13 protein-coding genes and 3 pseudogenes are annotated in these 12,945 nt (G+C 58.7%); 12 read left to right on the forward strand and 4 right to left on the reverse strand.

Features of this window, described 5'->3' with window-relative positions:
- Position 1: 1 nt before the first annotated feature.
- Positions 2 to 796: a M48 family metallopeptidase gene (locus MUN79_RS22505; protein WP_244674775.1), complete on the reverse strand. Its 795-nt coding sequence runs from the start codon at positions 794 to 796 to the stop codon at positions 2 to 4.
- A gap of 220 nt (positions 797 to 1,016) precedes the next feature.
- Between MUN79_RS22505 and MUN79_RS22510 the strand changes: the two are divergent.
- The 12 genes and pseudogenes from MUN79_RS22510 (at position 1,017) to MUN79_RS22565 (ending at position 11,023) form a co-directional block, all read left to right on the forward strand.
- Positions 1,017 to 1,630, forward strand: a pseudogene (locus MUN79_RS22510) (fumarylacetoacetate hydrolase family protein).
- An 84-nt stretch (positions 1,631 to 1,714) separates the two neighbouring features.
- Entirely contained in the window at positions 1,715 to 2,233 is a 519-nt protein-coding gene (locus MUN79_RS22515; RefSeq protein WP_244674776.1) for a M23 family metallopeptidase, read from the forward strand.
- Positions 2,206 to 3,432: a hypothetical protein gene (locus tag MUN79_RS22520; RefSeq protein WP_244674777.1), complete on the forward strand. Its 1,227-nt coding sequence runs from the start codon at positions 2,206 to 2,208 to the stop codon at positions 3,430 to 3,432. The genes MUN79_RS22515 and MUN79_RS22520 overlap by 28 nt, the downstream gene beginning before the upstream one ends.
- The gene (locus tag MUN79_RS22525) at positions 3,417 to 3,626 is read left to right on the forward strand and encodes a hypothetical protein (protein ID WP_244674778.1); all 210 of its coding nucleotides are present in this window, start codon (positions 3,417 to 3,419) and stop codon (positions 3,624 to 3,626) included. Before MUN79_RS22520 ends, MUN79_RS22525 begins: the two co-directional genes overlap by 16 nt.
- 104 nt (positions 3,627 to 3,730) lie before the next feature.
- Positions 3,731 to 4,309: a lipocalin family protein gene (locus MUN79_RS22530; RefSeq protein ID WP_244674779.1), complete on the forward strand. Its 579-nt coding sequence runs from the start codon at positions 3,731 to 3,733 to the stop codon at positions 4,307 to 4,309.
- 20 nt (positions 4,310 to 4,329) lie between these two features.
- A pseudogene (gene bcp, locus MUN79_RS22535) lies at positions 4,330 to 4,775 on the forward strand (thioredoxin-dependent thiol peroxidase).
- Positions 4,776 to 5,140: 365 nt separating this feature from the next.
- The gene (locus MUN79_RS22540; RefSeq protein ID WP_244674780.1) at positions 5,141 to 6,019 is read left to right on the forward strand and encodes a transketolase; all 879 of its coding nucleotides are present in this window, start codon (positions 5,141 to 5,143) and stop codon (positions 6,017 to 6,019) included.
- A 128-nt stretch (positions 6,020 to 6,147) separates the two neighbouring features.
- Entirely contained in the window at positions 6,148 to 7,548 is a 1,401-nt protein-coding gene (locus tag MUN79_RS22545) for a vWA domain-containing protein (RefSeq protein ID WP_244674781.1), read from the forward strand.
- A gap of 3 nt (positions 7,549 to 7,551) precedes the next feature.
- Entirely contained in the window at positions 7,552 to 8,154 is a 603-nt protein-coding gene (locus tag MUN79_RS22550; RefSeq protein WP_244674782.1) for a hypothetical protein, read from the forward strand.
- 42 nt (positions 8,155 to 8,196) lie between these two features.
- The gene (locus MUN79_RS22555; RefSeq protein ID WP_244674783.1) at positions 8,197 to 9,156 is read left to right on the forward strand and encodes a transketolase family protein; all 960 of its coding nucleotides are present in this window, start codon (positions 8,197 to 8,199) and stop codon (positions 9,154 to 9,156) included.
- 314 nt (positions 9,157 to 9,470) lie between these two features.
- A complete protein-coding gene (locus MUN79_RS22560) occupies positions 9,471 to 10,715 on the forward strand; it encodes a hypothetical protein (RefSeq protein ID WP_244674784.1) in 1,245 nt (414 codons plus the stop codon).
- Positions 10,658 to 11,023, forward strand: coding sequence for a T9SS type A sorting domain-containing protein (locus MUN79_RS22565; RefSeq protein WP_244674785.1), 366 nt, complete (start codon positions 10,658 to 10,660; stop codon positions 11,021 to 11,023). Before MUN79_RS22560 ends, MUN79_RS22565 begins: the two co-directional genes overlap by 58 nt.
- Before the next feature lie 121 nt (positions 11,024 to 11,144).
- Here MUN79_RS22565 and MUN79_RS22570 read toward each other — a convergent pair whose 3' ends face one another.
- The 3 genes and pseudogenes from MUN79_RS22570 to MUN79_RS32045 all read right to left on the reverse strand — a co-directional run.
- Positions 11,145 to 11,726 (reverse strand): hypothetical protein, encoded by a 582-nt coding sequence (locus MUN79_RS22570; RefSeq protein WP_244674786.1) that lies wholly within the window; start codon positions 11,724 to 11,726, stop codon positions 11,145 to 11,147.
- Entirely contained in the window at positions 11,713 to 12,315 is a 603-nt protein-coding gene (locus MUN79_RS22575; protein ID WP_244674787.1) for a hypothetical protein, read from the reverse strand. Before MUN79_RS22575 ends, MUN79_RS22570 begins: the two co-directional genes overlap by 14 nt.
- Positions 12,316 to 12,526: 211 nt before the next feature.
- Positions 12,527 to 12,637 (reverse strand): annotated as a pseudogene (locus MUN79_RS32045) (zinc-ribbon domain containing protein); the annotation flags it as partial.
- Positions 12,638 to 12,945 lie beyond the last annotated feature (308 nt).

A 12,945-nucleotide genomic window follows, 5' to 3' on the forward strand; every position in this document is an offset into this window, starting at 1 on the left:
ATTAGCGGGCAGTGTAGTACTTACGGGCCTCAGGCAGTTCCCGCTGAATATCGGCGATGCGTGTACCGTTGGAGGGGTGAGTCGAGAGGAACTCCGGCGGAGCCGCCTGGTTTTCGCGGGCGTCCATGCGCTGCCAGAACGCAATTGCACCGTCGGGGTTGTAGCCGGCCATGGCCATGAAGATCAGGCCCAGGTGGTCGGCCTCCGACTCCTGATTACGCCCGTACTTGAGCAAGCCCACCGACGAGCCCACGCCGAAGGCCTGCAAGGCCAGCTGCTGGGTGCCTTCCGGCTTGGAAGCCAGGGCTGCCGACAAGGCCTGGCCGCCGTAGCTCTGCAGCAGGCCCTGGCTCATGCGCTCCGAGCCGTGCTTGGCCACGGCGTGGGCAATTTCGTGGGCCATAACTACCGCCAGGCCGTTTTCGTCCTGGGTGATGGGTAGAATGCCGGTGTACACAGCTACCTTGCCGCCGGGCATGCACCAGGCGTTTTCCTGCTTGTCCTCAATAACGTTGAACTCCCAGGCGTAGCCAGCCAGCGCGTCCTGCTGGTTCTGGCTGCGGAAGTAGGTTTCGACGGCCTGCTGAATGCGCTGACCCACGCGCCGCACCAGGGCTACCTGGGTCGAGTTGGTCGAGAGTTTACTGGTTCTCAGCACTTCCTGGTATTGCTGCACGGCCAGGGCGTTGATTTCAGCGTCGGAAACCAGGCTGAGCTGGCGCCGGCCCGTAATTGGGACGGTGGAGCAGGCCGTGGCGGCCAGCAGGCAGCTGGCCAGCATAAGCTTCTTAATCATGGTAGCTTCAGAGTTAGAGAGAAATGAAGCGCGGCACTACGGAACGCAGGCTTGCCGCCGCGGCCTACTGTGCTGCTATACGAACAGCGGCGGGTAAAATGTTTAGGCCCGGATAGTCCAACGAGAGGCGCAGGCGTTACGTAGGCGGCATTTTGATTTTCCGGGCCGCGAATTAGCGCTATTTTTGGCCAAATACCTTTTCCCTTCGACTTCCTCTTCCATGAAAATACTCTGCATAGGCCGCAACTACGCCGAACATATTGCCGAACTCAACAACGAAACGCCCGACGAGCCCGTCATCTTTACCAAGCCCGAAACGGCCCTGCTGCAGCGCGGCATGCCCTTCTTCTACCCCGATTTCTCGACCGACATTCACCACGAAATCGAGCTGGTGCTGCGCGTGAGCAAGAACGGCAAGAACATCGACCCCAAGTTTGCCCACACCTACTTCGACGCCATCGGCCTAGGCATCGACTTTACGGCCCGCGACCTGCAGAGCAAGGCCAAAAGCAAGGGGCTGCCCTGGGACCTGGCCAAAGGCTTCGACGGCTCGGCCCCGTTGTCGCCCACGTTTAAGCCGGTAACGGACTTTGCCGATCTGGCCAACATCAACTTCCACCTGGAGGTAAACGGCGAGGTAAAGCAGCGCGGCAACTCGGGCATGATGCTGCACAACTTCGCGGCCCAGATTGCCTACATTTCCCGCTTTATCACCCTGAAAATGGGGGACTTAATATTTACCGGCACCCCAGCGGCGTGGGCCCGGTCCAGATTGGCGACCAGCTCGCGGGCTATATTGAGGATGAGAAGTTGTTGGAACTGGCGGTAAAATAGAGTCGAGTGCTGCACACACCTTTCCGGGGAAGGCCCCATCTTACTGCTTACGCTGCTCACCACCATGGGCCTGCGCCCCGCCCCATGGCCGGGCAGGAACCCGATTCGCTGACCAAGCCCAAGCAGGCAACCAACGACCCCACGCCCCGCCCCGCGGTGGCGCCGGGCTATTTTCTATTTCCCATCAAGCCCGGGCAGCCCAACTTTCTGGCGGCCAGCATGGGCGAGTTGCGGCCCAACCACTTCCACGGCGGCCTCGACATCAAAACCGACGGCCGCACCGACTTACCGGTCTACGCCTCGGCCGACGGCTACATTTCCCGGGTAAAGCAGTCGGCCTTCGGCTACGGCAACGTACTCTACATCACCCACCCCAACGGGCTGGTAACGGTGTACGGACACCTGAACCGCTTTATGGGTCCGGCCGGCGCGTTTCTGCGCGAGAAGCAGTACGAAAAGCAGACCTACGAACTCGAGCTGTTCTTTACCAAGGACCAGTTTCCGGTGAAGCGGGGCGAAGTGGTGGCCTTGTCGGGTAATACCGGCGGCTCGGCTGGCCCCACCTACACTGGGAAGTGCGCGACGCCCAGGACAACCAGCTGAACCCCTTGCAGTGGGGCGGTTTCACCGAAATCCAGGACCATATTGCCCCTACCCTGCAGGCCTTTGCCGTGGAGCCCCTCACCATTGACGCCCGGGTGCAGGGCCGCTTCGACAAGGCCGTGTACGTGCCCAAAGTAGCCCCGGCCGCCGGCGTAGCCACCACCTGGCCCGACACCATCAACGCCTACGGCACCGTGGGCGTGCTGCTCCAGGCCTTCGACCGGTACGACAACGCCTGGAACAAAAACGGGCTGCAGAAGGTGGAAGTCAAGGTCAACGGGCAGCCGCTGTATTCGCACGTGGTCGACAACGTGCCGTTTCCCAGCGGCACGCGCACCGTCAACCAGCACGTAGACTACGAGTGGATGATGACCCAGGGCCGCACTTTGCAGAAGCTCTTCGTGGACGACGGCAACGAGCTGACCATGTACACCACCGGCCCCGGCAAGGGCAAGCTGCGGGTGGAAGACGGCAAGCTCTACGCAGTGGAAGTGCTCATGAGCGACTCGTATGGCAACACCACGCCCTTGTCGTTTGTGTTGCGCGGGCAAAAGCCGGAGTACACCAAAACCCGCAGCGCGGCGGTAAAAAAGCCCGCCCTACGCTGGGAAATCACCCGCAACATCCTCAAGGTTATTGCTGCTGACCCCGACACGGCCCGCCAGGGTGCCAACGCCGTGCTGCTGCGCGACTCCCGCCGCCTGGAGCTCAAGCCCAGCTACACCACCCAGAGCCAGAACGTGTACCTCTACGACCTGCGCGCCGGCCTGCCCGACTCCATCCGGTTCGGCAGCATCACCAAGCGCTTCGACCGGCAGGCCCGGATTCCGGCCGGCACCGAGCAGGGCTTCGCCGACAACTTCCTGAACCTGAGCTTCGGGGCCCAGACGTTGTTTGACACGCTCTACCTGCAAACCAGCTATAAGGACGGCGCCTGGACCGTGCATAATCCCCGGCAGTCGTTGTATTTGCCCCTGCGCATCACGCTCAAGCCTCAAGCCGAAGTAGCCGACAAGGAGCATTCGGCCGTGTACCTGGTCAATGCCCGCGGGGGCCGCAGCTACGTGGGCGGCAAGTGGGAAGGCAACCAGATTTCCTTTCCGGCCAAGGTATTCGGCCAGTTCCGCATCTTCGCCGACAACAATGCCCCTCGGCCCGCCTGGTGCGCAAAGGAGCCGGCGGCGTGGCTTTTCAAGTAGGCGACGACCTTTCGGGCTTGGCCAGCTACACCCTTCAGGTAGGCGGCCGGTTCCGGCTGCTGCGCTACGAGTACAAGAATTCCACCCTGTTTACCGAGCCTTACGACACGGTAGGGCCACCGCTGCGCGGTCCGGCCACGCTGCGTATCACCGACCAGGCCGGCAATGAAAAAGTACTGAGTTTTACGCTGTAGAGAAAGGCGGGCCACAGGGTCCGCCTTTTTTGTTGAATATCCCTGCCGCACCTCTGCCCGTAGAGCTTTAGCCACAGTTCGCGCTACTTTTCTTCTAACCTACAATGATGGCCAAACTTCCCAAACGCCTCCAGCCTGTTATCCTCGGAGCCGCCGTGGCAACAATTGCCACGGGCGTAGCTGCCTACTCCTACATCCGCCGCAAGCTGCATACTCCGCTGCCCGTGTCGCCCCATGTGGATGTGAAGCGCTACATGGGCCTCTGGTACGAAATTGCCCGCCTGCCCACCCGCTTCGAGAAAGGCTGCGAGCATGTGACAGCCCAGTACAAGCTGCTGCCCAACGGCAAAGTGAGCGTGCTCAACACCTGCCACAAGGAAGACGTGAACGGCCCGGTGGAAACGGCCAAAGGCACCGCCCGCATCGTGGATACCACAACCAACGCCAAGCTGCGGGTCAGCTTTTTCTGGCCCTTCGAGGGCGACTACTGGATTCTGGAGCACGACCCCGAATACCGCTACGCCCTGGTGGGCGAGCCCAGCCGGAAAAACCTGTGGCTGCTGTGCCGGACGCCCCACCTGGAGCGCCCCATCCGCGACCGGCTCGTGGGCCTGGCCCATTCCCTGGGTTTTCCGACGGAAAACCTGATTTTTACGCCCCAGCCCATGGCTGACAAACCGTAACCGCCCTCATATTTCGCCTTATGGCCCTTACTCCCGGCACCCCTGCTCCCGATTTCGAAGCCCTCGACCAGGATGGCAACCTCATCCGCCTCCAAGACTTGCGCGGCAAAAAAGTAGCCCTCTACTTCTACCCCAAAGACGACACGCCCGGCTGCACGGCCCAGGCCTGCAACCTGCGCGACCACCAGGAAGAACTGACCGCCAAGAACGTGCAGGTTATCGGCGTGAGCGTGGATAGCGCCAAGTCGCACCAGAAGTTTGTCATGAAGTACGAGCTGCCCTTCCCCTGCTGGTCGATACCGACAAGAAAATCGTGGAAGCCTACGGCGTGTGGCAGGAAAAATCGATGTACGGCCGCAAGTACATGGGCACCATGCGCCACACCTTCCTCATCAATGAAGAAGGCATCATCGAAAAGGTCATCGAGAAAGTTGACACCAAGAACCACGCCGCGCAGCTGGTGTAGCTAAACGCCACCTGGCCCGCTAACACAGTGTGTCATTGCGAGCGAAGCGTGGCAATCCGTCCTCTGCGAAGGTAGTCACACTCTTTTACCAGAAAGCCCTTTACTACCGCAATAGTAAAGGGCTTTTCATTTTAGAATACTCAGCGCATTTCAGAGGACGGATTGCTTCGTCCTTCGTCCTCGCAAGGACAGAGGCCGGTAACGCCACTCTGCATGTGAGCTGCTTATTTCATCTAGTCCGGAAAAGATTATCTTTTACCAAACCTACCTATCGTGAACGGTTCCGGTAAGAAGCCTTGCGTTTTGGGCTGGGTGCCTTCGCCAAGACCGTTACCTTTGCCAGCGTAAACCCTCTTCCCAATTCCATGTCCCAGGAAAACACCCTTACCGCCACCGACCAGAAAAGCGTGGCAGAGCTCAAGCAGATTGCGGCCCAGGTGCGCCGCGACATCGTGCGCATGGTGCACGCCGTCAACTCGGGCCATCCCGGCGGCTCCCTCGGCTGCGCCGACTTGCTGGTTGCCTTGTACTTCCGCATTATGAAGCACAACCCCAGCTTCAGCATGAAAGGCGAAGGCGAAGACCTGTTTTTCCTGTCGAACGGCCACATTTCGCCCGTATTCTACTCGGTGCTGGCCCGCTCGGGCTACTTCCCCGTGAGCGAGTTGGCGACCTTCCGCAAGCTGAATTCGCGCTTGCAGGGCCACCCCGCCACCCACGAGCACCTGCCCGGCATCCGCATTGCTTCGGGCTCCTTGGGCCAGGGCATGAGCGTGGCCATCGGCGCGGCTCAGGCCAAGAAGCTCAACGGCGACAACCGCCTCGTGTACGTGCTTATGGGCGACGGCGAGCTGGAAGAAGGCCAGGTATGGGAAGCAGCTATGTATGCCCCCCACCACAAAGTTGACAACCTGATTGCCATCGTAGACCGCAACGGCCAGCAGATTGACGGCTCGACCGAAGAAATCATGGACCTGGGCAACCTGCGCGCGAAATTTGAAGCCTTTGGCTGGCGCGTGCTCGAAACCGACGGCAACGACCTGGAAAAGCTGGTGCCAACCCTGGAAGAAGCCGGCAAGCTCAGCGGCCAGGGTCAGCCCACGATGATTCTGATGGATACCCAGATGGGCTACGGCGTGGATTACATGATGGGCACCCACAAGTGGCACGGCACCGCCCCGAACGACGAGCAACTGGAAAAAGCCCTGCAGCAGCTGCTGGTAGAAGAAGCCGGCGACTACTAAGCCACGGTTCCGCTGTTGACAGGCTGATGTAAATCGGGTTGTACAAGCCAACGTACTAAGTTTTCCAAGGAAAATCGTCAGGCTCCTCTCTCCTTTTTCGGAGAGGGGCCGGGGGTGAGGCTCCACGTATGCGCCGCTTATCCGTTCTTCTGCGCTGGGTTCTGTTACTGGCCCTCTGGCCGGTTTCGGCTCTGCGTGCCCAGAACGTGGCGCCGGAAAAGCCGAAGGTGACGCGCATCCTGTTCGTGCTGGATGCGTCGGGCTCAATGATGGCGCCCTGGGAAGGCAAACCGCGCTGGGACGTGGCCCGCAATCTTCTCTCGAAGATGGTAGACTCGCTCAACGCCTACCCTAACCTGGAGCTGGCCTTGCGGGCCTACGGGCATCAGCACCCCAACTCGGAAAACAACTGCGAGGACTCGAAGCTGGAAGTGCCCTTTGCGCCCAAAAACGCCAAGGCCATCAAAGCCCGCCTCGCGACGCTGAAAGCTCAGGGCAACACCCCGATTACCTACTCCATCCTGCAATCGGCCAGTGACTTCCCGACGGACCGCAGCTCCCGCAACGTGCTGATTCTGATAACCGACGGGCTGGAATCGTGCAAAGGCGACCCGTGCGCTACCTCGGTAGCGTTGCAGCGCAAGCACGTATTTCTGCGGCCGTTTATTATCGGGCTCGGCGCCGAGCGGGACTTTGGCAAGCAGCTCGAATGCCTGGGTCAGTACTACAATGCGGCCGACGTGAAGACCTTCCGCAGCATCCTCGACAACGTCATTTCCCAGACGCTGACCAAAACCACGGTCAGCATCAACCTGACCGACGAGGCCGGCAAGCCGGTGGAAAGCAACGTGAACATGACCTTTGTGAACAACGTCACGGAAACGCCCGAGTACAACTACGTGCACTACCGCGACGCGCAGGGCAAGCCCGACGTGCTCGACATCGACGCGCTGCAGAGCTACGACTTGGTCATCAATACGGTGCCTCCGGTGCGGCAGCAGAATCTACCAATCCGGCCCGGCAAGGCCAACGTGCTGACCTACAAAACACCCCAGGGCACCCTGGCGTTGCAGTCGCCGAATATCTCGCCGAACCCCTACGGCAAGGTGCAGGCGGTGGTACGAGCCCAGGGCAACCCGGCCACGGTGGTAGCGCTGAACGTTGGCACGAAGCAAAAGCTGCTGGCCGGCAACTACGAAGTGGAGCTGCTGACCCTGCCCCGCATCGTGCGCCGCATCAGCATCCGGCAAGGTCAGGAAACGACCGTAACCTACGACGCACCCGGCACGCTCAACATCGTGACGGACCTGAAAGGCTACGGCAGCATCTACCGCCTCAATAACGACGAGTCGCAGACCTGGGTGTATAACTTGCCCGAAGGCAGCAGCAAAGTCAACTTGCCCATGCAGCCGGGTGCTTACCGCCTGGTGTTTCGCACGGCCACGGCCACCGGCAGCAAGTTTACCGATGTGCGCAACTTCACCATCCGCCCGGGCCAGACTAGCTCGGTTAGCATGTTTAACAAATGAACCATGGGTGAGTCTACGCTGGAAAAGGTATTGGTCGTGCTGGAAAAGGTTGCCTGGCCGTTTGCCCTGTTTGGTTTCATTGGAAAATGGAATCTGCTGGATGGTGCCGACGGTCTGTTGCTACTGGGGCTCACGAATTTGAGTCTGGTGTACTTGGTTCGGGCCTTTCTGCCGGACGAGCCCGTAGGCGACGGTGTAGCGGAATACACCGGTATTTCTACCTCGCCGGAGCCAACCTTCTGGCAGGAGGTTATGTCGCCCAAAATCCTTGGTATCAGCAGCGCTCTAGTGTTTGTTGGCATCGAGTTTAAGGCCAAGGCCTGGGACGGGGGCACGTATATGCTGCTCGCCGGAACCGGTACTGTGGTCCTGGTCATCTTGCTGCAGGCTCTGCAACAGCGCCTCAGCCAGCGGGCGTTGCTCACCGCCGTTCTGGGTGCCAGCATGCTCTACGTAACACCAGAGACGCTGGTGCGCCAGTTTCACCAGGACGACCCGGTGCTGGTCGAAAAAATGCTTCATCAATTGGCCCATCCTCAGGATAAGGCCGCTGCGGCTGCTGTAACGCAGCACGAACGTCAGAAGCGCTTAGCGCGGTATGAATAAATAAATCGTCAAGCCGGACTTTCTAGTCCATAAATTCCCAACATGAAAGATTTCCCTTACACCGAATCAAAAGACACCCGCTCCGGCTTTGGCGTGGGTTTGCACGAGCTGGGCAAAAGCAACCCCAACGTGGTAGCGCTGACGGCCGACCTGACCGGCTCGCTCAAAATGGACGCCTTTAAGAAGGACTTCCCCGAGCGTTTCTTCCAGGTGGGCATTGCCGAAGCCAACATGATGGGCATTGCGGCCGGCCTCACCATCGGCGGCAAAATCCCCTTCACCGGCACGTTTGCCAACTTCAGCACCGGCCGCGTCTACGACCAGATCCGTCAGAGCATTGCCTACTCGGATAAGAACGTGAAGATCTGCGCCTCGCACGCCGGCGTGACGCTGGGCGAAGACGGAGCTACCCACCAGATTCTGGAAGACCTGGGCATGATGAAAATGCTGCCCCACATGACGGTCATCAACCCCTGCGACTTCAACCAGACCAAGGCCGCTACCATTGCCATTGCCGAGCACGAAGGCCCCGTGTACCTGCGCTTCGGCCGCCCGGTAGTGCCCAACTTCACCCCCGCCGACCAGAAGTTCGAAATCGGTAAGGCCGTGATGCTGAACGAAGGCGCCGACGTGAGCATCTTCGCCACCGGCCACCTGGTGTGGAAGGCCATCCTGGCTGGCCACATCCTGGCCGAGAAAGGCATCGACGCGGAAATCATCAACATCCACACCATCAAGCCCCTCGACGCCCAGGCCATCCTGGAGTCGGTGCGCAAGACGCGCTGCGCCGTGTCGGCCGAAGAGCACCAGATGAACGGCGGCCTCGGCGACAGTATCGCCCAGCTGCTGGCCCGCGAGGAGCCCCTGCCCCTGGAAATGGTAGCCGTGAACGACTCCTTCGGCGAGTCGGGCACTCCCGACCAGCTCATGGAGAAATACGGCCTGATGGAAAACGACATTGTGAAAGCCGTGGAGAAAGTACTGGCTCGTAAGGCGAAGTAGATTCTTTCGGTTAATCAGTAACAGAAACGGCCCCGGTTGCGCGATGCAGCCGGGGCCGTTTTTGCTTATGTGAAGTACCCCTATAAGTGGTCTAACAAGCGGCAATGCCAGCCGTATCCGGCCAAAATACTCAGAAGTGGGTATGCCGCCGCCGCCTGGGAGGCAGTACTTTTGTGACGGCATTTCTAGCGTCGGGCCAGTGGTGCAGAGCCAAATGTTCCGCGGCTACGCCGATGCGATAACCCATTGCCAAAGCCCATCCCCTGCCTGAGTAAGCTCCCAGGCTTTTATTCCACCTTTTTTCTGCACTCCTAATGAAGCAACTCTTACTTATTCTTGGCCTCCTGGTTTTTGCCCAGCAAGCCCGGGCCCAGGCTTGCAACCTTGACCTCAGAACCCAAACCCAAGTGGATGCCGTGAGGCAGTCGGGCTGCACGACGGTAGAAAACCTATCGATATCGGGCGGCATTCCTGGCGTTACCACCGACGGCATCTACGATCTGAGCCCTTTGTCCTTTATTACGGCCGTACAAGGCACGGTATCACTTTCCCTCAATGGTATAACCAACATTCAGGCCCTGGCCAATATCAGGCAGATTGGGGGCGGCCTCTACATTCAAAGCGCCACTGGCCTCAGCGATATTTCTCTTGGGGACTTCAGCAGCCTGGAAACGGTTGGCGAGGACTTGATTATAACCGGCAATACTTCGCTGACCAACATAGCAGGCTTCGCGCAGCTGCGCAGCGCCAAGTCGGTGACGATTACCCTCAACTCGGGCCTGGGCAACATCACTGGCCTGAATGCTCTCAGTGCCACGGGCGCCCTCTACATCAGTCAATGTGCGCGCCTACGCTCTATCAGCGGCCTAAATAACCTGGCGACCGTACGAATAGCGCCGACCATACCGCCCACTCCGCTGCCGGCCCCTGTAGTAAGCATAACGGATAACCCGCTGCTGGAGGAAATCACCGGACTGGCTTCGTTGGCAACTTCGGGAAGCATGACGATTTATAAGAATCCGGCACTTAAGGAGCTGGCGGGCTTTAACAATCTCAAGTCGCTGACAAGCCTGTACATCGGCGATAATCCCGCTATGACCACCATTTCGGGTTTCAACGGCAGCCTGGTGCTCAGCGAAGCGGGCATTGTCAACATCAATACCAACGCCCGGCTTACCTCTATCTCAGGCTTTCGGGGCCTGGACGTGCAGAACCTCTCCATTCACACCAACAACGGACTAACGCAAATCCCCGGCTTTGCCGACAGCAAAGGCCTGACGATGAGTATCAGCGGCAACCCGGCCCTGGATTCGGTGCCGGGTTTTCGCAACGCGCAGTTTACCCGTACGGTGCAGCTCGATAACAATGCCCGGCTGCAAAAAATTAGTGGCTTTGGCGGAGCCAAAGCCCCGAGCTTTATTACCGTAAATAGCAACCCCGGCTGGTTTCCATTACCAAAGCCTTTGCCTATGCCGACTACACCCTGCTTTCCACCTTGCGCGTGGAGGGCAACACGGCCCTGGCTATTTGCTCCATGCCCTGGGTTTGCAGCTACTTAGGCCGGGGCGGACTAGCCTACTTCGCCCAGAATGCTCCCGGGTGCGCTACCAATGCGGCCGTGCAGCAGGGCTGCCAGGTACTGAGTACCCCGGAACCCGCCGCGCAGCTAGCTGCCGCCTATCCTAATCCGGTCAGTGAGGTGCTGTACCTGCGGGTGGCCGCCCGGTTCCAGGTCTGCGACCTGCTAGGCCGGGTACTGCTGCAAGGCGAAGGCGCGTCCATTCCCGTGGCTACTCTTCCGCAGGGCCTATACCTCGTGCAAACCGGCCCCGAGCTGAAAAGTAGCTTCCGCATCAGCAAACGCTAGTATAGCCAGCCGCTGAATACTGGGCCGGAAGGTGAAGTAACTCCCAAATCTGTACACGAAAACGGCCCCGGTTGCATGGCGCAACCGGGGCCGGTTTCGTGTTGATGCTAGTAGGGTTTAGTCAGCCATATTTCATCCACTCGCCGCGGGGTGTAATCCACCGCTCTATCCAACTTACCATAGCTGACAAACTGAATGTTCTGGTACCGCAAAACCGTAACCCATCTTTCCTTTTTGGTATGTCGGTCGATGGCCGCTGATATATTCCTTCACGTTCCTTTTTTACCTCAATGGAACCGTATGCCGCAATGACATCGGCAAACGTGCTCTTTCCCGGCCGGATTCCTTTGGCCGTGACGACATTGGCGGTAGGGCCAAAGGAAATGAGACTTAGCGTGTGAGTTTCTTCGTAAATGGTAAAAGCTACATCCTGCCTTTTATAGCGGAAGGTATAGCCCACCAGACTTTTACTGGTAAAGCTCCTTCCTGCCAAAAAATGGCCGTACTTGATGTTTACCACTTTCTTCTTGGAGCTGGGCCACCCCATCACCCGCTTAATATCCGCCAGGCTGGATTTATTGGTTTGCAGACTCCGGTAAACTGAGTCTCCCTGCACTATTTGCTGCCCGGCAGCAGTCAGGGTACTGCTACCGATGAGGCAGCCTATCAGGCCAACCCTTTCCCACTGCTTACGCTGCCACATAGATGGCACCCAGATAATGGTCGTGGGCTGTTACGTAGAGCGGCATAGCAGCCCAGGCGAGTTGGCGGGCGTGGGCCGTTTCTTTGGCGGCCTTGAAAAGCTCCTGCAGCCGTAACACAATCAAAACGGCCGCATCCTCGGCGGCAGTTTCCGCGCGGGCGTTTTCCCATTTCTCGTTGTCGGTATAGTCTTCGTACACGGCCTGAATTTCCTCCAGCCCGGTGATGGTAAACCCTTCTTCCGGCACCGAGTGATTGGCGTAATTGTAGTCAGCCAGCCAGTCCGGGTCTTCCAGGCCTTCGTCTCGGTCGAAGGCAAACACGTCGACAAACCACCGGTCGTAGTTGATGGTAAAGCCGTTCATTTCCGCGTACAGGGCCTTTACGTCCAGCTCTTGAGCGGCCTTGGCAAAGAAAGCATCCAAGTACGAAACCAGGCTGTCGGTCAGGGGCAGAAGGCTCTTGCCCACGGCCGGCGCGAAATCGGTAATCCGGTTTTTGGTAATGACCCGCTCGGCAAGGGCAATGGCTTTATCGAGCTGGTTGTCGGCCACGAAGGCTTGTATTTTCTCACTGTTGCTGTCGGTCATGACCAAGGGGAAGGCGAATGGCGGAGGGTACTTAGTTATTCGGCGAAGGTAATGGACGTTTTTTGCGGATGGCCGCCTCGTAGAACTTGGCCTTTTCGGGTTTGCCCCACTTGCGGTAAATGTCGGCCACCGTTGTTAATTCGGAAATGGTTGGCTCGTCCTTTTCCAGGATGGCGGATATCGTTTTACTCTCCAGTTTGGCTTCCCGGAGCTTCTTTCGGCACGGCAGGCAGTGTACCGGCCTCGATTCAGGCCGAAACTGCAGCTTCTCATACCACAGCTGCTTTTCCTCTTTCGTGAAGGAAAAGTCGGTTTTACACAGCTGGCACCCAGACGAGTATCGTGGTAGGCCAGGTTGGGAGTTTGGGTATGTAGCTGTAAGCTAGGCACGGCGAGGATGGCCTTCTTGTCGTTCAAGCAAGCGTCACAAGCCCATTCGAAGCTGCTGTCGATAAAGCTGGCGTAGGTGTCAATTCCGAGTTCCTTGTAGTGCTTGTACTCACGCCTCTCTATCGTTTCAAGTATACCCAGGCACACCCGCATTTCCGTCCGGTGCCGCTCGGTAGAGCAGCAGGGGCATTTTGCAAACTTCTTCTTGGGTCGTTTCATGGGCTCTGAATCCTTGCCAGG

It is taken from the genome of Hymenobacter cellulosilyticus, assembly GCF_022919215.1.
GTDB lineage: Bacteria > Bacteroidota > Bacteroidia > Cytophagales > Hymenobacteraceae > Hymenobacter > Hymenobacter cellulosilyticus.